Origin of the sequence: Mogibacterium timidum ATCC 33093 (assembly GCF_000525775.1) — a bacterium.
Taxonomy (GTDB): Bacteria; Bacillota; Clostridia; order Peptostreptococcales; family Anaerovoracaceae; genus Mogibacterium; species Mogibacterium timidum.
This window is the reverse complement of the sequence record NZ_JALU01000024.1, coordinates 21,733-42,352: the sequence shown is the minus strand read 5'-3', so window position 1 is coordinate 42,352 and position 20,620 is coordinate 21,733. Positions and strand designations below refer to the sequence as shown.

General features: G+C 44.6%; 16 protein-coding genes and 2 tRNA genes. All 18 read right to left on the bottom strand.

Annotated elements, in window-relative coordinates:
- Window positions 1-21 precede the first annotated feature (21 nt).
- The gene (locus HMPREF0581_RS06470; RefSeq protein WP_330371668.1) at window positions 22-2,043 is read right to left on the bottom strand and encodes a ribonuclease J; all 2,022 of its coding nucleotides are present in this window, start codon (window positions 2,041-2,043) and stop codon (window positions 22-24) included.
- A gap of 26 nt (window positions 2,044-2,069) precedes the next feature.
- Window positions 2,070-4,550 (bottom strand): leucine--tRNA ligase, encoded by a 2,481-nt coding sequence (leuS, locus tag HMPREF0581_RS06465; protein ID WP_036381675.1) that lies wholly within the window; start codon window positions 4,548-4,550, stop codon window positions 2,070-2,072.
- A complete protein-coding gene (gene rsfS, locus HMPREF0581_RS06460; RefSeq protein ID WP_009644613.1) occupies window positions 4,540-4,914 on the bottom strand; it encodes a ribosome silencing factor in 375 nt (124 codons plus the stop codon). Before rsfS ends, leuS begins: the two co-directional genes overlap by 11 nt.
- On the bottom strand, window positions 4,911-5,504 hold the full coding sequence (gene yqeK / locus HMPREF0581_RS06455) for a bis(5'-nucleosyl)-tetraphosphatase (symmetrical) YqeK (protein WP_050992657.1): 594 nt from the start codon (window positions 5,502-5,504) through the stop codon (window positions 4,911-4,913). The genes rsfS and yqeK overlap by 4 nt, the downstream gene beginning before the upstream one ends.
- Entirely contained in the window at window positions 5,479-6,081 is a 603-nt protein-coding gene (gene nadD / locus HMPREF0581_RS06450) for a nicotinate-nucleotide adenylyltransferase (protein ID WP_009644722.1), read from the bottom strand. Before nadD ends, yqeK begins: the two co-directional genes overlap by 26 nt.
- A 10-nt stretch (window positions 6,082-6,091) precedes the next feature.
- Entirely contained in the window at window positions 6,092-7,867 is a 1,776-nt protein-coding gene (gene aspS, locus HMPREF0581_RS06445; RefSeq protein WP_009644781.1) for an aspartate--tRNA ligase, read from the bottom strand.
- Entirely contained in the window at window positions 7,867-9,120 is a 1,254-nt protein-coding gene (gene hisS, locus HMPREF0581_RS06440; protein WP_036381509.1) for a histidine--tRNA ligase, read from the bottom strand. The genes aspS and hisS overlap by 1 nt, the downstream gene beginning before the upstream one ends.
- Before the next feature lie 24 nt (window positions 9,121-9,144).
- Window positions 9,145-10,524, bottom strand: a complete 1,380-nt coding sequence (hemZ, locus tag HMPREF0581_RS06435; protein WP_009644648.1) for a coproporphyrinogen dehydrogenase HemZ — start codon at window positions 10,522-10,524, stop codon at window positions 9,145-9,147.
- Complete coding sequence (locus HMPREF0581_RS06430; RefSeq protein ID WP_009644749.1) at window positions 10,517-11,140, bottom strand: MBL fold metallo-hydrolase; 624 nt, start codon at window positions 11,138-11,140, stop codon at window positions 10,517-10,519. Before HMPREF0581_RS06430 ends, hemZ begins: the two co-directional genes overlap by 8 nt.
- A complete protein-coding gene (locus HMPREF0581_RS06425) occupies window positions 11,140-13,317 on the bottom strand; it encodes a RelA/SpoT family protein (RefSeq protein WP_036381661.1) in 2,178 nt (725 codons plus the stop codon). The genes HMPREF0581_RS06430 and HMPREF0581_RS06425 overlap by 1 nt, the downstream gene beginning before the upstream one ends.
- Window positions 13,318-13,370: 53 nt before the next feature.
- Window positions 13,371-15,644: a protein translocase subunit SecDF gene (locus HMPREF0581_RS06420; RefSeq protein ID WP_036381506.1), complete on the bottom strand. Its 2,274-nt coding sequence runs from the start codon at window positions 15,642-15,644 to the stop codon at window positions 13,371-13,373.
- 273 nt (window positions 15,645-15,917) lie between these two features.
- On the bottom strand, window positions 15,918-16,334 hold the full coding sequence (gene yajC, locus HMPREF0581_RS08605; protein ID WP_084645366.1) for a preprotein translocase subunit YajC: 417 nt from the start codon (window positions 16,332-16,334) through the stop codon (window positions 15,918-15,920).
- 44 nt (window positions 16,335-16,378) lie between these two features.
- Window positions 16,379-16,465: transfer RNA gene (locus tag HMPREF0581_RS06410), tRNA-Leu, on the bottom strand.
- A 24-nt stretch (window positions 16,466-16,489) separates the two neighbouring features.
- Window positions 16,490-16,571: transfer RNA gene (locus HMPREF0581_RS06405), tRNA-Leu, on the bottom strand.
- A gap of 193 nt (window positions 16,572-16,764) precedes the next feature.
- Window positions 16,765-17,481, bottom strand: coding sequence for a hypothetical protein (locus HMPREF0581_RS06400; protein WP_036381503.1), 717 nt, complete (start codon window positions 17,479-17,481; stop codon window positions 16,765-16,767).
- Window positions 17,478-18,860, bottom strand: a complete 1,383-nt coding sequence (locus HMPREF0581_RS06395) for a Mur ligase family protein (RefSeq protein WP_036381500.1) — start codon at window positions 18,858-18,860, stop codon at window positions 17,478-17,480. Before HMPREF0581_RS06395 ends, HMPREF0581_RS06400 begins: the two co-directional genes overlap by 4 nt.
- A gap of 63 nt (window positions 18,861-18,923) precedes the next feature.
- A complete protein-coding gene (locus HMPREF0581_RS06390; protein ID WP_036381497.1) occupies window positions 18,924-19,958 on the bottom strand; it encodes a sugar-transfer associated ATP-grasp domain-containing protein in 1,035 nt (344 codons plus the stop codon).
- Window positions 19,959-20,019: 61 nt separating this feature from the next.
- A complete protein-coding gene (coaE, locus tag HMPREF0581_RS06385; RefSeq protein WP_036381493.1) occupies window positions 20,020-20,619 on the bottom strand; it encodes a dephospho-CoA kinase in 600 nt (199 codons plus the stop codon).
- Window position 20,620 lies beyond the last annotated feature (1 nt).

Here is a 20,620-nt window from a genome sequence, read left to right as displayed (position 1 = left end):
CATACTTGATTGTTTATAATGTTAAATATTCATAATTATAGGCAGAATCACAGGACTTCTCCGAGTTTTTTTGTATATGAAGCCTCTCATGTCATCCTTGATAATACCCTTCAAAGCGTTATAATCTTCTGAACCGGAACTATTCCATTTTTCAATTGAATCGTAAACGGTATCAGTAGCTTCATTGATAAGCGGCATGTTTTCCTTTACATAGATAAATCCGCGAGTAATCAGCTCCGGCCGAGCTGCCAGCAGTCCGGAATTGCTGTCTATCGATACGGCAATTACGATTAATCCTGATTCAGATAGCTGTTTGCGGTCTCTCAGTACAACGTTGCCAACGTCGCCTACTCCGTAACCATCGACAAGAACATCCTCTGCGGATGCTTGAGATAGCTCTATCTTGGCTTGCTTGCCGGTAATTCTCAGCGCATCTCCGTTGTTCATTACGAAGATGTTGCCTCTATCCATGCCCAAGGACTCGGCTAGATGAGCATGTTCTCTCAAATGACGATATTCACCGTGTGCCGGAATGAAAAAGCGCGGTCTGACCAACGAGTGGATTAACTTAAGCTCTTCCTTGCACGCGTGACCTGAGACGTGTATATCGACAAAGTCGGACAGAAAAACATTAACTTTTTTCTCGTAAAGCTTGTTGACGATATTGGTCACTGCCTTTGCATTGCCGGGAATTGGTGACGATGAGAATACGACAGTGTCCCCGCTCTTGAGCTTAACCGCCCTATGAGCATCGTTTGCCATTCTTGTCAACGCCGACATAGGCTCTCCCTGGCTTCCGGTGGTGATAATCGTAATGTTCGCATCCGGAATATTTCCAATCTTACGGATATCTACAAACGCTGATTCCGGAAGGTCGAGATATCCCAGTTCCCGAGCAAGCGTCGAAACATTTTCCATAGAACGTCCTGAAATTGCAATTTTTCTACCATACTTGATGGAAGCCTCCATGAAGTATTTGATGCGATATATGTTGGACGAAAATGTCGCTATGATAAGACGCTTATCCGTCTTAGAGAAAATCTCGTTCATCGAATCAACAACAACTCTCTCTGACGGAGTATATCCCGGTCTGAGTACATTAGTGCTATCGCACATCAGCACGTCAACACCTTCTTGTCCGAGTTGTGCGAACTTAGCCAGGTCGATGCGTTTTCCGTCGAGCGGCGAATAATCAATCTTGAAGTCTCCAGTGTGCACGAGGTGACCTGCCGGGCATTTGATCGAATAGGCCATCGCATCCGCAATACTGTGATTAGTGTGGATAGCCTCTATTCTAAATGCACCCACATTGAATACAGCACCAGCGTCAATAACGTGCTCATCCATGCTTAGGCCATGCTCTTTGAGCTTATTTCTGATCAACCCCATCGCAAGAGGCGGAGCGTATACAGGTATATTGATCTCCTTTAGAAGAAACGGTACACCTCCGATGTGATCCTCGTGCCCGTGTGTGATAATAAGACCTCGGATTTTTTCAAGGTTCTCCTTGAGGTATGTGAAGTCAGGTATTACGACGTCGATACCAAACATCTCATCCTCCGGGAAAGAGAAGCCGCAATCGATAATCAGTATGTCATCCTTGTACTCAACAAGCGTAATATTCTTGCCTATCTCCTTGAGCCCGCCTAAAGGCATGATCCGCATAGTTTCAAGCGGTGTCTTTGAGCGTCTGCCGTTGTTATATTTTCTGTTATTCTGAGCTTTCCGATTGTACCCGGAACTTTGAATACCTCTGGCATTGTTGCTTTTATTTGAATTGTTCTTGTGGTTATTATTGCTATTTCGTTTTTTGCGAGTCTCGTTATTGCCGGTAGAACGGTCACTCGATGATTTGCTCAATAGTGACCTCATGCTCTTTGCTCTGGAACGAGAATTATCACTGACCGCGAAGCTGCCGCTTCGCGCCGAAGCAGCTCCTCCGGCACTATTTTTAACAACCTTTCTTTTATCAGTCCCTGCTGATTTTAACTTGTCATCGTTCTGGAACTTTTTATTATTATTTTTATTATTATCTATTCTCATATGTGTCATCTATGTGTCATCAGAGCTTATTTAACAACGAAGTTAACAAGTTTGCCAGGAATTATAATGGCCTTAACAATACTTAGCTCACCAACAACCTCCTTCACCTTATCACTGCTTCTAGCTGCTTTCTCAAGCTCCTCATTAGAAGCGTCCTTGGACATGGTCAGCTTGTCCTTAAGTTTGCCGTTAATTTGTACGATAATCTCAACCTCGTCAAGTACGAGAGCTGATTCATCAAACTCAGGCCAAGCAGCTTCGAACACACGAGATTCTTCCCCGAGCTCTGACCACAGCTCTTCGCAGATGTGCGGCGTGAATGGGCTCAAAACGAGTATCATGCTCTTGACAGCTCTGTCGAGAAGCGGCATGTTCACGGTGTCAAGCTGCTTGTATTTGTATAGCTCATTTACAAGCTCCATGATTGAGCTTATAGCTGTATTAAAGCTGAATCTTCCACCAACGTCCTCAGAGACCTTCTTGATAGTCTTGTTGAGCTGATAGTTGAGAGCTCTGTCCTCAGAGGTGGATACAACCAGTTCGCCGGTTGCGGAGTCGGCGTCTCTGATATCGGTTACATATTCGTACACAAGTCTGTAAACTCTGTTGAGGAATCTGTAGCTGCCCTCAACTCCGGCGTCAGACCAGTCGAGCTCTTTTTCCGGTGGTGCTGCGAAAAGTATAAACAGTCTGGCGGTGTCAGCTCCGTACTTCTTCTGAATCTCTTCGGGGCTTACGACGTTGCCGAGCGACTTACTCATCTTGGCTCCGTCCTTGATAACCATTCCCTGTGTGAGCAGATTCCGGAAAGGCTCTGTTGCGGTAACAAGACCGAGATCTGCAAGTACCTTCTGGAAGAATCTGGCATAGAGCAGGTGCAGGATTGCGTGTTCTACGCCTCCGATATACTGGTCGACGTTCATCCAGTAATCAGCCTTCTGCTTGTCAAACGGCTTCTCGGTATTCTTAGGATCGCAGTATCTCAAGAAGTACCAGGAAGAATCAACAAATGTATCCATTGTGTCGATCTCTCTTCTTGCGGGCTTGCCGCAGCACGGGCAGATTGTCTCTATAAAAGTCTTGCTTGTAGCGATTGGAGATTCTCCCTTACCCGTGAATTCGATATCTGTAGGCAGCTTGACCGGGAGTTTTTTTTCGTTTTCAGGCACCCAGCCACAATCCTCACAGTAAACCATAGGTATTGGGCAGCCCCAGTATCTCTGTCTTGAGATAAGCCAGTCTCTGAGCTTATAGTTAACTGTCTTTTGACCTATTCTCTTATCTTCGATAAGATCAATTATCCTGGGAATCGCCTTGAGGTTATCCATACCGTTGAACTCGCCCGAATTGATAAGCCTTCCCTCCGCAGGAGCAGCAGACTCCAGGTTGTTGAGGTCTACAGCCGGATCCTCGACGTCAACAACCGGTACGATATCGAGTCCAAATTTCCTGGCAAACTCAAAGTCTCTCTGGTCGTGTGCCGGAACGGCCATAACTGCTCCGGTACCATAGTCCATCATGACGTAATCGGAGATGTAGATTGGAATCTTCTTGCCGTTAAACGGATTTACACAGTAATGACCGATAAATACACCCGTTTTCTCCTTGGTTAGCGAAACTCTCTCTATTTCGCTCTTGTGAGTGCACTCATCTATGTAGTCGTTAGTTGCCTGTTCGTACTCAGTTCCCTTTGTCAGCTCAGTTACATATGGATGCTCAGGAGCCATAACCATGAAGGTCACTCCGTATACTGTGTCACATCTGGTTGTAAATACCTCGAGCTCACGGTCCGTTCCGTCTATTGCAAATCTAATCTGGGCACCCGTGGACTTTCCGATCCAATTCTTTTGCATCAGTTTGACCTTGTTAGGCCATCCGTCCAGAGTGTCGAGCTCCTCGAGAAGTCTGTTTGCATAATCCGTAATCTTAAGATACCACTGCGACAGGTGCTTCTTAGTTACAGGCGTGTGACAACGCTCACAGCAGCCTTCGACTACTTGCTCGTTGGCAAGTACTGTCCGGCAGGAAGGACACCAGTTTACAGGATTCTCCTTCTTGTATGCCAACCCTTTTTTCTGGAACTGTATGAACAGCCACTGCATCCAGCGATAATAGTCGTCCTTGCATGTTGCGACCTCTCTGTCCCAGTCATAGCTGAAGCCCAACCCGGCCAGCTGCTTGTGCATCTCAGCGATATTGCTGTCAGTCCAGATAGCCGGATGAATGCCGTTCTTAATAGCTGCGTTTTCAGCCGGCAGTCCGAATGAATCCCATCCCATAGGATGCAGCACATTGTAGCCCTTCATCTTCTTGAATCTGGCTATAGCATCTCCGATTGAGTAGTTGCGCACATGTCCCATGTGTAGCTTACCTGATGGATATGGGAACATCTCAAGCACATAATATTTTTCTTTTGTCTCATCGTCAACAGTCTTGAAGGCATGCTCGTCAGACCACACCTGTTGCCATTTCTTTTCGATTTCTTCAAAGTTATACTTATCTCTCATATATTTCATCCTTTTCTCTTTGCTCTTCTATGTATATAGTTTCGCAGTCGCTCCAAATCTTGTCCAGAGTGTACTTGTCTCTTGTCTCGGCAGTAAATAAATTTATAATGATATCTCCCAGATCGACTAGAACCCAGCCTGAGCCATGTAGACCTTCAACGCTCTTCTCTTCGAGCCCCAACTCAGCAGCCTTATCCTCTGCGAAATCCAGCAGCGCACTCAGTTGCCTTTCAGATCCGGCAGTTGCGTTGATGAAGAAATCTGCGAAGGATGACTTCTCCGCAATGTTAATCACTGTGATATCGCGAGCTTTTTTCTCGGATAAAACCTTGGCAATCTCGATTGCATTATTCTGCATTGTCATATGAACACTTCCTTTCGGTTAATTTTATCAAGTACGAAGCGTTTTGCTTCGTATGTATCTGTATCTATCTTGATGCCTCTTTTTCCAAGCAGCGCAATGCTGTAATCGATAATTTCGAGGCACGCTTTGTCAATGTCGTGTTTTGCAAGCTCTCTTAGCGCGGAAGCTTCAGCATACGTCCTGTTCATTTCAATCGCATCAGCAACGTATACAATTTCTTCAAGCAACGTCATTCCGTAACGGCCGGCGGTGTGCGAGGAAACTGCCATTAGAACATCTTCATCGCAAATATCAAAATCCTGTTTGAGCATTGCTGCTCCGACCTTGGAATGAGCAAGCTCCGGGTTGTTGATATACCGCAGCTCCACGCCGTATTCGCGGATAAGTCGGTTCATCATCTCACATGAATTGCATTTTGCAATATCGTGTACGAGTCCGGCGAATCTGGCCTTTTGCACGTCTGCTCCGTAAATTTCAGCGAGCGTGCCTGCCATTTCTACGACACCTAGCGAATGCGTGTAACGCTTAGGCTTTAAAACCCTTCTCAGATATTCGTCGAGCTCTTTAATCTTTGTATAGTTCGTTTGCAATTATGTATTCCTCGACTTTCTCATCTACCAGTCCCGTGAGAGGGTTCCCCGCTCGGCAAGCCTCTCTTATCGCAGATGATGAGCAATCGATCGGCGGCATATGCAGAATGTGTATTTCGGCACTATACAGTTCTCTGTATTCTCGTATCTTGTTCTTCCCTATCTCGTTTTCTGTACCCGGTCGTAAAGCCGTAATGAGTGGAAACTCACGAAGTATATTTGCCCCTCTGTGCCATTTGTCTATAGCGACCACGGAGTCGTAGCCAAGGATAAAGTATAAGCGAGAGCTATATATCCTGGACAACTCGATCAAGGTCTCGTAGGTATATGAAATTCCTTTCTTCTCAATCTCATACCTCGTAAGCTCAAGCTGAGGATTGCCCTGTATCGCAAGTTCAATCATATTACAGCGATCTGCACCAGATGATATCTTGGCGTCGAGCTTGAACGGAGATACGGCATTGGGCATGAATATGACTTTATCAAGGTACAGCTCATCCACAGCAGTTTCAGCTAATCTGATGTGCGCGAGATGGATGGGATCAAATGTACCGCCAAATATCGCTATCTTGCTCATTTTGTATCTTCTAATTACTATCTTCTTTAACAATTGCAAGCCCCAGCTCTTCTAGCTGAACCTTGTCTGCCTTGCCGGGTGCCCCGGAAACAGGACACTCAGCGTTTGCATTCTTAGGGAATGCTATTACTTCACGGATACTGCTCTCGCCGAGTAGCAGCATTACCATTCTATCGAGTCCGTATGCAAGGCCGGCATGTGGTGGGGCGCCGTATTTGAAAGCTTCAATAAAGAATCCGAATTTCTCCATCCGTTCTTCTTCACCAAGACCAAGAACCTGGAACATTTTGTCTTGCAGCTGTCTATCGTGGATTCTGATTGAACCGCCACCGAGCTCCACTCCGTTGAGTACGATATCGTAAGCATCGGCGTTCAGAGACAGTATATCTCCATCAAGCTTATCGAGTTCATCGAGCTTAGGCTGTGTGAAAGGATGATGCATAGCCTTGAGATTACCATCCTCGTCCTCCTCAAACATCGGAAAATCAACGACCCAAAGGAAGTTGAATTTGTTATCATCGAGTAATCCAAGTTGGCTCGCTATCTTTCTTCTGAGCCAACCTAAAGTATCGAAAACAACCTTCGTTGCCGCGGATACTATAAAGATGATATCGCCGACATTGGATCTACAGCGTTCTCTAACCTTGTCAAGCTCTTCGGTGCTGAGGAATTTGCTAGCGGAAGACGCATACCCGGCTTCCTCCACCTTAATCCAGAGCAAACCCTTCGCTCCGTAGTGCTTGGCTTCTTCTGTGAGCTTATCTATCTTCTTACGTGAGAACTCAGCTGCTCCGCCGGGAACAGAGATGCCACGGATATCTCCGCCTGCAGCGAGAGCATCTCGGAATACCTTAAATTCGCTTCCTTCGAAGATATCATTTAGCTTGTTGAGCTCTATTTCAAATCTAGTGTCAGGTTTATCCGATCCATATCTCTCCATCGCTTCAGCGTATGTAAGTCTAGGAAATGGAGCTTTAAGGTTTACACCCTTGAGTTCCTTCATGACACGCTTTAGGAAGCCTTCCTGCATGGTCATAACATCCTCAGAATCAGCAAATGACATCTCGAGGTCAATCTGCGTGAATTCCGGCTGTCTATCAGCTCGGAGATCCTCATCTCTAAAGCACTTTACTATCTGAAAGTATCTGTCAGCTCCAGAAACCATGAGAAGCTGCTTGAACATCTGAGGAGACTGCGGCAGTGCATAAAACGAACCTTGGTTTACTCTGCTCGGTACAAGGTAGTCCCTAGCGCCCTCAGGTGTAGGCTTGATGAGCATTGGTGTCTCAACCTCGATAAACCCATTCTCGTCAAAATAATCTCTGGCAAGCTTGGTTAGTATGTGGCGAAAGGTGAGATTATGCTGCATTTTGTTCTTGCGCAAATCCAGGTAACGGTATTTTAACCTCAAATTCTCATCTACATTATCGTCATCTCTGATGTAAATCGGCGGAGTATCCGCTTCAGAGTAAATCACTAAGTCGTTTGCAAATACTTCGACATCGCCTGTCGGAAGCTTTGCGTTCCTGGAGGCTCTCGCCTTTACCGCACCGGTAACTCCTATAACGTATTCTGATCGGAGAGACTTGGCTCTTTCCAGCAGGTCTTCGGGTATGTCTTCATTAAAAGTAACCTGAGTAATTCCGGATTTATCTCTAATGTCGACAAATACCAGACTACCGAGACTTCTCGCCTTAGCAACCCAGCCATTTAGGACAACGTCCTTACCTGCGTCCTCCAGTCGTAATTCTCCACACATATGTGTTCTCTTAAGTAATGTAGACATTATTTTGTAATCTCCTTAGTTATATCCTTGCTATTAATTTGCTTCTGCTCTCCGCTCTTCATGTCCTTGAGTGTAACAACGCCGTGCTCAATCTCGTCATCACCAATTACCACTGAATATCCGGCTTTTAATTTGTTGGCGTATTTCATCTGCCCCTTGAGGTTGCGGTTGAGAGTGTCTATAATCGCAGCTACGCCCTGCTGCCTCAGCTCGTGTACCAGACCTAGTGCGTACAGTCTGGCTTTGTCACCTATGAAGGAAACCGCAATATCCGGAGCATTGTTATCCTCAATCAAGGATTCCTTTTGTTCCATCAGGATTATCAATCTTTCCTTACCTAATCCAAATCCAACTCCGGGAATTGAAGGTCCTCCGATTTCTTCGACCAGATGGTCATATCTGCCACCGCCACACACCGTGTCCTGTGCACCAATCCCGGTAGTTACGAACTCAAACGCAGTTTTTGTGTAGTAGTCCAGACCGCGGACAATTCCAGGATCAATCGTATGCCTTATGCCCATAGCATCCAGGTTTGACTTGAGCTCCTTAAACGCAGCTCTGCAATCATCGCACAGGTAATCAAGCATGTCAGGTGCAGCCTGGGCGATCTCCTGATCATGTGGATCCTTGCTGTCTATGATACGCATCGGATTAGATTCAAATCTGGTCTTACTTGTTTCGGACAATTCCCCGTAATAAGGTTGCAGGTAATCCTGTAGTGCCTTTCTATATACAGGCCTGCATTCTCTGCAGCCGACGCTGTTGATGCGAAGTTCGATATCCTCAATCCCGACCTTGGTCAGAAAATCCGAAGCAAGAGCTATAACCTCTGCGTCTGCCATCATGTCAGGCGTTCCGAAGCTCTCCACTCCGAACTGATGAAATTCTCTAAGTCTACCGGCCTGAGGTCTCTCATATCTAAAGCACGGAGTGTTGTAATAATACTTAGTAGGCTGCATTTCAGCGTAATCGCGACTTTCGATAAAAGCTCTTACAGCCGGAGATGTTCCTTCCGGTTTCAAGGTTATGCTGCGATGACCCAGATCCTCAAAAGTGTACATTTCCTTCTGAACGATATCTGTTGTCTCGCCCACTCCGCGGTTGAACAGTTCGGTGCTCTCGAACATCGGAGTCCTAACTTCGCCAAAACCGTAGCGGCGGCACAGCTCGGCAAACTCTCTTTCAATGTATTGCACTTTAAACGAGTCCTTCGGCATTGTATCCTTAGTTCCCTTTGGTGCTTTGATAGCCATAATCTCCTCCTGAAAATTATATTATTAATCGAAATATCTGCGTTTCCTTGCTATGATATCTTCTATTCTGTCTACGTACATCCTGTAGTCATTAATGTTTGGAATTCGTTCCAGACGATTGTCATCTTTATAGAATCTCTTGCCTATGGCACCTGCCCCCAGGCCGATGATAGTCTGCATTTCTTCCATAATTCGGACGTTGTACATTGAATGAAGCCCCGGCCTGCACCAGCCGGTATTTTCAAAAGAGCCCATCTGATGCTTTTGTCTATATACGTAATAAGGTATAAATCCGGCTTCATGTAGGATTTGAGCTGTAAGCTCCAGCATATTCTCAACTTCTCTCACTCCGCGCAGATAGTATTCGGGATCTTCGCTCTTAAGCTTGGAGCCTCGCTTGACCGATAATGTATGCACGGTAATATTATTGGCGCCTAGCTCTATAAGTTCGCGAACCGTATCTGCAACATCGTTAGCGTCTTCACCTGGAAGTCCGGCGATTACGTCTGAGTTGATTACTTCAAAGCGATATGATGCTGCAAGCTCGAACGCATGTGCGATATCACGGGATGAGTGTAATCTGCCAATCCTGTGCAAGGTTTCATCCTTCATCGACTGCGGGTTGATGCTTATGCGGTTAACCCCTGCAGTTCTGATAGCGTTGAGCTTCTGTTCATCAATAGTGTCAGGTCTTCCCGCCTCAACGGTGGCTTCAAGGTCTGAAAGACTTATGTCGAATGAAGCTTCAATTCTTTCAAATAGTGCTTTTAGTTCGGAAGCCTTCAGTGATGTAGGTGTTCCGCCTCCAAAGTACACGCTTTCTATTCGCTTATCACTCCTTCTAAACAGACTTCCGCACTCTGAAATCTCACGATTCAATTCGGGGAGATATCTAGCTATTGACTTCTCCCTTGCCAATTCAGATCCGAAAGAGCAATAAGAACAGATACTGGGACAGAATGGAATGCCAGTATAGATAGCCCAGTTATTGTCATCAGCCGCAGGTACATTTTCAGTTTGGTACTTAAGAATCTCGTTGATCAGAGCTCTCTTGGCATCGGATACAAGATATATCTCTGACAGGCTATTATCGACCTCCTCCAGATCGCTACCTGCAAGATATAGGTTCATGGCCGGCTTAAGAGGTTTAACTCCCGTCAGCGTTCCCCAATCGGGAGTTATACCGGTAATCGAAGAAAGACGAAAGAACATCTCTTTTTTGATGCCGTCTCTATCGAGAGTATCCTCCGAGTTGAAGATGAAACTGTTTGCACCGAGTGCAAGACCACCCGCATTTTTAATATAAATCGGAACTACCTCGTAGTCGCCATCGCTGAAAAACTCGCGAGCAAGCTCCGAATAATGATGCTCATTGCTTATTCCGTTAACGTACAGTCTATACAAAAGGATTTTCCCTCATCTCTAATTCAATTGTTGTCGATGGACCGTGACCGGGATACACCTTCGTCGAACCATCCAATTTGAATAGCTTATCTTGGATAGATGCCTTCAGATCTTGCCAGCTGCCACCATATAAGTCGGTTCTGCCTACGCTCCTGAGAAACAGTGTATCTCCACTAAAAAGCTTATCGTCAACGAGGATGCACATCCCGCCTTTTGTATGTCCGGGGGTTGCGATAAATCTAAGCTTGGAATTTCCGAGCGAAAGCTCCTCGTTGTCAGACACGTATATATCGGCTTCTCTGGATATTGCGGATTCTGTATAACGAGCGCTGTGATTAATCGACGAATCGATAAGCATCTCCCGCTCATCAAAGCTCGCCACGACACGCGCGTCAGGATATTTGGATACATACTCATTGAGAGCAGCAATGTGATCCCAGTGCGCATGAGTGAGAAGGATATATTCGAGGCCGGATCCGTCGTAAATAAACCTGTTGATAGACGCAGTCATACAACCCGGATCGATAACTGCGCATTTACCGGTACTCTCATCCTTTATTACATATGTGTTTTCTCCAATTGGAGCAGCTTCAATCTTTGTAAAAATTATACTCATTATGATCTAACCCTATATACTTCTGATATTCCGGGAACATTTCTGAGTGCGATGAGAAGTCTCTGCATCTGATGCGTATCAGAAATTGAGACGGTCAAAGTACATGTTACAAAATTGTCCTCTATCGGCCTCATATTCACACCGGACAACTTGATATCCAAATCCTCACATGCCTTGGAGATATCGCTGAACATTCCCTTTCTATCCTGTCCCGATACGTTTACATCAGCGTAATACGTCTGACCGAGCTTAGGTGTTTCCCATTCAACGTCTATAAGCCTTGCCTTCTCCTCATTAGGAAGGCTCAAAATATTGGTGCAATCCTTACGGTGAACCGTAATGCCTCGCCCTTTAGTTATAAAGCCGATTATGTCATCTCCGGGAACAGGGTTGCAGCATCTGGCAACCTTTATCAAAAGGTTGTCGGCGCCCTTCACTGTAATCCCGGGAGTTCCTGAGTTGTGTTCCTTTCTATTAGGCTTTTTGTTAATTATCTCGTCTTTTTTCTTTTCTTCCCTGTGAGTTTCCTCAGTGTAATACTCAATCAGGCGCTGACCTAGTCTGGTCTGTGCTGCACCGCCGCTAGAGATAGATGCGTAAAGCTCGTTGATATTGCTCATACCCAGATCTTTGACGGCTCTGAGAAGGTACGCATTCTTAGCTACAAGCGTTGGATCGTACCCTTTTTTCTTAATGTAGTTGGTTATATTATTCTTGCCTTTTTCAACTACACTTGTTCTATCGGCTTTGCGCAGCCAGTTTCGAATCTTGTTCTTAGCCTGAGAGCTCTTGGCTATATTGAGCCAATCCATGCTCGGACCGGCAGAGTTCGCAGAGGTTATAATCTCTACGATATCACCGGTCATAAGCTTATGGTCAATAGTAACCATCTTGCCGTTAACCTTGGCTCCAACACATCTAACACCTACGTCGGTATGAATTTTAAATGCAAAATCGATCGGCGTAGAGGATGCCGGTAATTCGACTACATCACCATGAGGTGTAAATACAAAGACCTGATGGTCGAAAAGATCAACCTTGAGCGTCTCGAGAAATTCCAGAGAGTCGTCCGTCTCCTTTTGCCACTCCAGAGCCTGTCTGAGCCAAGCCAGCTTTTTCTCGTCTTCGTTTTGCTTGCTGTCGGACTTGCCTTCCTTGTATTTCCAGTGTGCTGCAATACCATATTCAGCTATGCGATGCATTTCCTTGGTGCGGATCTGTATTTCAAAGGGATTTCCTTCATCGTCGAGCACCGTCGTATGTATCGATTGATACATATTGGGTTTAGGCATAGCTATGTAATCCTTGAATCTGCCGGGAATTGGAGTCCATCTAGTATGAACAAGCCCCAGAGTGGCGTAACAGTCCTTGATATTATCGACAATCACTCTGATGGCAGTCAAATCAAATATTTCATCCAGCTGTTTCTTTTGGATTACCATCTTCTTATAAATACTGTAAAGGTGTTTGGAGCGCCCCGTTACCTCATATTCGATGTTTGCCTTGTCAAGTCCCGCTTTAATCTCGGTGATTAACTGCTGAACAACGGCTTCCCTGCTCTGACGCCTCTTATTAACCTTGTTGGATAGCTCCCTGTACTCAGTAGGATGTAGGTACATCAGAGCAAGATCCTCAAGCTCAAATTTAATGCTGTAAATTCCGAGCCGACCGGCGAGCGGAGCATATATCTCAAGTGTTTCGAGAGCCTTCTCCTCTCGCTTAGTGGTAGGCATATATTCGAGCGTACGCATGTTATGAAGCCTGTCGGCAAGCTTAATAATCAATACACGAATGTCCTTTGACATAGCGAGGAACATTTTACGGAAGTTCTCCGCCTGAAGCTCCTCTTTTGAATCGTATTTGATGTTGCCGAGCTTTGTTACACCATCTACGAGAAGCGCAATCTCTTCACCAAAATCCTCGACAAGCTGCTCGCGCGTATAAGGCGTATCTTCTACGACGTCATGCATCAAGCCGGCAATGATTGTCTCTGTATCCATACCAAAATTTGCCAATATAAAAGATACAGCAATAGGATGGATAATGTACGGCTCGCCACTTTTCCTAAGTTGCCCTGAATGTAATCTGTTAGCAATTTCAAAAGCCTTAACAACAAGCGGTAAATCGTACTTGGGATTAATACTTTTGAGTTGAGCTATAAATTCTTCAGTTGTCATAACGGGAGCTTGTGCCTGCAAATTGATGCCTCCGATAGTTGAATTTTGTGCGGCTATTTGATTATGCCGTCATTTTCGCGCTTTGCACGTTCAATTCTCTTCCGTTGCTTTTCATTCTGTTCAACCCGCTTAGCATACTTAGACATACTTCTCTTGCGCATTGATTCATAGAGCAGAGGACTGCACAGGAATATCGATGAGTATGTTCCGACCGATACACCGATAATCAGTGGAATCAGGAATTGTCTGATCTCAGATGACACAAGAATAAACAGCGGGATCATGACGACTAACGTTGTCAATGATGTCATAATCGATCTCGACAGTGTCTGGTTGATACTGTCGTTAATCAGAGTTTCAACTTCCTTACGCTTGTAGAACTTGGTATTCTCACGAATTCTATCGAATACAACGATTGTATCGTTGATTGAATAACCTACAACTGTCAGGATGCCGGCGATAAACGGGTTGTTGATCGTAAATCCAAATATCGCATATAGAGCAAGTGTTACGAGTACATCGTGAGCCAGTCCGCCTACAGCAGCTAATCCGTAATTCCAATTTTTAAATCTGAACCTGATATATATCAACATGCAAAATGTCGCAATCAGAATAGATTTAACAGCGTTGTGACGAAGCTCTTTGCCGACTGTTGGTCCGAACTCCTCTGACGATAAAACAGCGCCTTTCTTGAGATGATACTTAGCGTCGATTGTATTGATTACATCCTGCCTTTTATCAGCCTTGAGAGCCTTAATTGTCTTGATTACAACCTGTGTGTTCCCCGCACCGGCATACACAATCTGAGGGTCAAGCTTATGCTTTGCTATAGTCTGCTTTACTTCGTTGATATCTACCTTCTTGCTCATCTCAAGCTGAATAGTTGTACCGCCGGTGAAGTCAATTCCGTAGTTAAAGCCTTTAAATCCAGCGCATGCAATTCCTATCATGATAACGCAAAGCGATAGAGCGTAGAACTTCTTGCGGTTAGCAACAAAGTTAAACTGACGCTTAATTTTGAACTTTGGAGTTCCGTCTTCTCTGATTCCAAAGAATTTGTTATGACCGAACCTCTTGCTGTCCGCAAGAAGTGTTACGTACAACTGAGTGATAATAACTGCCGTAAAAATACTGCAGACAGTACCTATCATCAGGGTCAGCGCGAATCCCTTTACAGCTGTCGTTCCAATCAGGTATAGAACAATTGAGGCAATCAGCGTAGTTGTCTGAGCGTCTACAACAGTAGATAGAGCTGACTTAAATCCCGAATCGACAGCAGCTCTGACGGACTTGCCCTTTGAAAGCTCCTCGCGGATTCTTGTAAAGATGATTACGTTGGAGTCAACCGCCATACCTATCGAGAGTATAATTCCGGCAATTCCTGGAAGCGTGAGAACTGCTCCGAGAGTTGCCATGATCTCCAGCACTATCAGGACATATAGAGAAAGAGCAAGGTCAGCGATAAAACCAAGCAAACCGTAGGCAACTAACATGATCAGAAATACAAGTCCCAGACCGATGACACCGGCCTTTACCGATTTAACCAAGGCGTTTGCGCCTATGGTTGCGGTTTCAACGGACGAGTTAACCTCCGACAAGCTTGCAGGAAGTGCTCCACCTCTTATGAGAGATGACGTCTGTGACGCTTCTTCTTTGGAAAAGCCGCCAGGTCTGGTGATTTCACAGCTTCTGCTGTTAATAGCACTCTTAGCGGTCGGGGCTGAAATCACTTTATTGTCCAGCATGATGATGACAGACTGTGCATCTACAGGTGTACCGTCGGCATTTTTGAGTGTCGAAGTAACTGAACCGCGCGAAGTCCTTTCAGTTGCCCTGGCGAACTTGTCAGAACCTGCAGATGTAAAGTCCATTGTAATTTTGTATCCGCCGTTGCTCTGATCTGTGCTGAAGGCTGCATCCTTGATATCGTTACCGCTCATTATCTGAGTTCCGTCAGCGAGGAGGAATCTCAGCTGAGCTGTTTTACCGATCTGCTTGATTGCCGAATCCGCATCATCAACACCTGGCATCTCAACACGAACCTTGTTAGTTCCCTCAACAGATACTGTTGCTTCCGATATACCCATTGCATTGACACGATTCTCAAGAACGTTCTTAGTCTGATCCATGAGCTTCGCAAGATCCGACCCCTTTGCCTTAGTGTCAGCCTGAAGAAGCACATATACACCGCCGTTAATATCAAGACCGTATTTCATCTGTTTGCTGATGCTCTTTATGGGACCAACACCCTTTATAGCAACTGTCCATCCCAGAACGATGATGAGAGTCACTATAGTCGCCAAAAGCTTCTTTGTTCCAGTTTTCATGATTGTGAATTGCCTTTCCTTCATCAATGATAAATATAAAAACAAAATTAAGGTCACACGACCTTATTGTCAAATAATACTTCAAGATATTTTACATTATATAGTCGATTTCTTCAAGTTATAAATCCCTTGATAAATATGGATTTTCTAGGATTTTGAACATTTCGGGTATTTAAATTTGTGATACCGTATCGGGGGGTTACAGTTGATACAAATTAGAGAAAAATATGCAAAAGGAAAAGGTGTGCAGCTGCACACCTTTTCAGTTCACTGTTATTTGTCGGTTTTACCGTTCTCGTTTTCTGACTTTTTAGCTCCAAGCTTTTTAGGAGTAACCTTTTTGCTTCTGTTTACGTGAGTCTCCTCAATTTCCGGCTCAGCTTCCTTTTCGGAAGTGGAATCATCCAGCTTTTCAGTTGCCTGCTTACCCACTACACTACCGACTGCGGTCTTTACAATTTCCATCTTGGTTTTGCCGGAACCGGTTTCAATTAGGATACGATCATCCTTGATCCTAACAACTTTACCGACAATACCGCCGATAGTGACAATCTGATCTCCGGGCTTAAGCGAAGCCCGCATGTCGGAAACTTCCTTATCACGCTTTCTCTGCGGCCTGATCATCATAAAGTAGATCAAAGCGATAAAAGCTACCAGTAGAACAACGTTAAAAACACCTGCATTCTTCATTTCAGCACCTCCAATATTTTCGTTAATATAAGTGAAAATATGATTGGTGCCGGCGATGGGGGTCGAACCCATACGGTATTTCTACCACGGGATTTTGAATCCCGCGCGTCTGCCAATTCCACCACGCCGGCAAATCTTATTTTTTGTAAAAAAAATGGTGTGGCTGACTGGACTCGAACCAGCACGGTCTCCCACATGCCCCTCAAGCATGCGCGTCTGCCATTCCGCCACAGCCACACGACTACTTAAATATACAAAAAAACAGGTGAAAATGCAAGTAATTTCTTAAAATAAGTTAAACTTCGTAAATGTCAACATCAACGTTAACGGTAAAGTTCCAAATAAATAGAATTTTCCGGGAATCGCGATCCGAGCGCTCATTTGATAACTCAATCAATATCTGAATGTTTAAACAACCGGATCTAATCAACTAGTAATAGAATCCGGTGCTGGCATCGGTATATTGATTGAGTCTGAACGCATACGCTTCTCTGGCTATGTCGTAATACGCAGGCGTAAAACCGCCTATACCTAATTCAGCAGCCAAAGCCTTCGTGAAATCCGGGTTAAGTATCAACAGCGGACCGAGCAGATATGTACCCATAAAATTGTTATAATGGATACCTTCCTGTTTGATATCAGGGTTGAAGCCCGGACCTCTTGTTGTATCAAAAAGAGCCGGTATTTCACTATCATAAAAGCCTTGCGAGAACTGACTCTTGAACCCTACAACCTTGAGATCCGCGTACGTGCCTACATACAGCGAATTGAATCTTTTTGCGACTATGTCGCGCTCTACATGAAAATCAAAGAACTCCAGACAGTCAATCTTTTCTCCGGACTTATCTATAATATAGTTGCCAAAGAGCTCAACAGCGTTCCCCGTCACGAGGAAATGTTGCCCGCGTTCAATGGCAGTCTTAAATCCTCCAACGTACGGCTCAGCATTTTCGATAAATAGCTGCTGCCCGTGCTCGGTAAGCGTGCCGCGATAGACAAGGTCAACCTTTCCGTCAATAAAGAAAGGTTTATCACCTAGGTGTGTCTCGATAATCTTGGTCTCAGGGTGTGATTCCTGCAGATATTTGATGTTGGCAGAATCACCATATAGATTGCTTAGCTCGGGATAGAGCATTTCAATAATCATTTAGTTAACCTTTCCATGTCTTTAAGATATTTCTCCAGCTTTTCTCTCACCTTGCGAGCAGGCGATAACGGGTCAGTTCCATAAAGGAGATATATCGTCTCTCCCTTTGCAAACTTCAAATCATCAATGCATGATAGAGGGTCCCGTACAAACTTAATTCTGTCAGGCTGCACTCCGGCCATTAAGAGTCTGAGCTTGAAATCAAGTCCGCGTGAACCTGTAGTTATGATGGTTTTTATTCTATCGTCCCGCAACAGCTCAAAATCAGCGTCATAGAGCCAGCACGTGTTCTCCGACCATTTGACATCATCCTGAAAATTGTTATTGAATAGCAGGATCTCCTTGTCTCCCGGCTGTGCATCTATATATTCAAAAACACGGGAGCTTGCGTAAGCATTTCTATCCTTGCAGAGTACTGAGCTAAGACAGATGTCTCCGGCTTTAAACAGGTTAAGACGTTCTTTTGTAATATTTACGTTGTCTACTGCAGCCTTGATTTCATCTACTGAATATCTGAGTTCGCTAAGCGCTGCTATTAATGTAACCTCATTATAAATGTTAAAGGTTCCGTTGTTAAACAGCCTAAATGTACAGCTTTCCCCCTCAAGCTCGATATTCATAGTCATTGATTCAAGATTAATGTCTGTAGCGAGATAATCAGCATCAGGAGACTTGAAATCACAATTAGGACAGTATGCTCTTCCTATATTGCTGTATCTATTCCTTGTATATTTTAATTTATTATTGCATACCGGGCAGATTGGACAATCGTCAATAAGATTGGTGCACTCAGTTTTATCACTTTTGAGCAGGTCGATGCCAAAAAACACCCTGTCACCGTCAGGACATAGCTGCGAAGATACAAGATCATCTGCATTTAAAATGAGCTTAGTTGATTTATCGATATGTGCCTCCAGCACTGAACGAATGTATTCAGGATGAGCATTTCGCATGATGGAGTCGCGAGATAAGTTAGTAACTATCAGATGATCTATGTGCACATATGGAAAAATCCGCCTTGATGACAGCTCGTCAATCTCGAATACTGCCGTCCCATATCTCTGCTTGCCGAACACATTGACGCTGGTAATCAGTGATGCAGTGATGCCGGTGATAGTATTGGAACCGGCGGAGTTGTTGAGTACGCTCTCTCCGAGCACAGCAAGCGAGTCTCTCAGCAAGTTGGAACAAGTAGTCTTGCCGTTAGTACCCGTTACTCCGATTATTTTGTTAGGCAGCTTGATGTACTTGAGAAAATTTGGACATATTTTAATTGCAACTATTCCGGGAAAGTTTGTTCCCTTATGCCCGGTCATCTTCAGCGCTATAATCGAAAGCTTTGCAATTATAAGTGCACAAAAGTAACGCAGTTTACCCATCTGAAATACGCCGACCTTTCTAATTCTTACCTATCACAATAGAAATTTATCACTTATCATCACTTACTTGTACAGTTCATCCTTGAAGCTCGGAACGAGCTTAAGGATATCAGGAATCACACCGACTCTGCCGGGGTTCTGCTGTGGCAGCTGCATGTAGTCATATGCTGTGTAATCGTTGCCTTCTACAATCTTGGGTCCCTTATTTGTAACTGCAACATCCCAGCCAACATATCTCATCTCAGGGACCTTCATGGCAGCCTTGAGAATCATATCCTTAGCCTCCCGGAACATCGGAACCTCATACTCAGTAAGGTCATATCCGGTATCAGGATGCTTTGTGTATATCAAATCTGTATCGGTATTACCGCTGTGGAATGGAAAATGTACAACTCCTGTCTCGAGATCAATCGGCGCATGAATTCCATGAACATCAATGAAACGTCCGTGTACTCCAAATTTTTGTGCCGCAAAAAACAAGTGCGGCTGCCCATCGTCCCCGATGATAGTAATCATTCGCATGGTGTTGAGAGCCGGCTTGTATACCTCTCTAATTTTATCGTGATTGATCAGATATTCCTCTACTACACCAAATCCCTTTTCCTTGATGTAATTGTAGAACGCCTCAGCATTTTCAAAATCGGCCATCCTGATGATTTCCGCCCCCTTGCCACACGCAAGGTCAAGCATCTTAGCGAATCCGATTTCATTTTCATTGTAGAAGCGTGTCGCCTCCGTTAAATCGCAATTTACAGCATCCAGGTAATCTCTGGAGATAAATTCCTTGAAAACCTCATCGAACTGATTTTTGTTATCAAAAAGCTTTGCCATCTCAGGATCGTTGAGAAATGTTACGAGCTTCTTGCTGCGCATACGAGTCATGTACGTGTCACGCATACTGTCGTCGAGCTCATAAAAATGATAGATTATATAATCATAATATCCACTTCCAAACTTCCTGTAGCAGTGAAAAATATCCTTGATAATGCCGGCCTTACTCTTTCCGCATCTCTTGTTAATTTCAGTTGTAACCTCGTTAAGCTTAGAGAATCTTGCTCCCGAAAGAACTCTTAATTTGTATAAAAAATCAGCTCTCATACTATCTCCCTCGTCCTATATAATGACATAGAATTGTATCACAAATACTATATATGCTCAACTAAGCTTCGAGACCGTATTTGTTCAAAAGCTTGTCCACATTTTTCTTAAGCTCAGGAAGGCTGCCGTTATTTTCGATTACATCTGATGATAATTTTGCTTTTTCATCATCGCTCATCTGCGAAGCAATGATTCTGTTGATAATCTCATATCCCAGGTCATCTCTTTCAGAAACGCGCTCTACACGTGTGTCCTTATCTGCGATTACAAGCCATACGGCATCATAATCATCCTGCATATCGCACTCGAACAGAAGTGGCGCGGCGACGAACACTACCTTACTGCCTCGCAGTTCATGTACTTTTAGAAGACGAGCTACGGTTTTAATCACTGATTTGGTGACAATATTCTCAAATTCACGCTTACTCACTTCGTTGCTGTATATAATGCTACGCATTAGATCACGATCCAAGCCGCGTTCCGGATTGGCAATATCCGATCCCCATTTCTCGCAAATTGCTGTGATTGCGCACCCGCCCGGACCGGTCATTTCCCTTGATATCACATCGGCGTCTATGACAGTGAAGTCCAGATACTTGAGATAATCAGTAATCGCAGTTTTTCCGGCACCTATTCCGCCGGTAATAGCAATTTTTAGCATA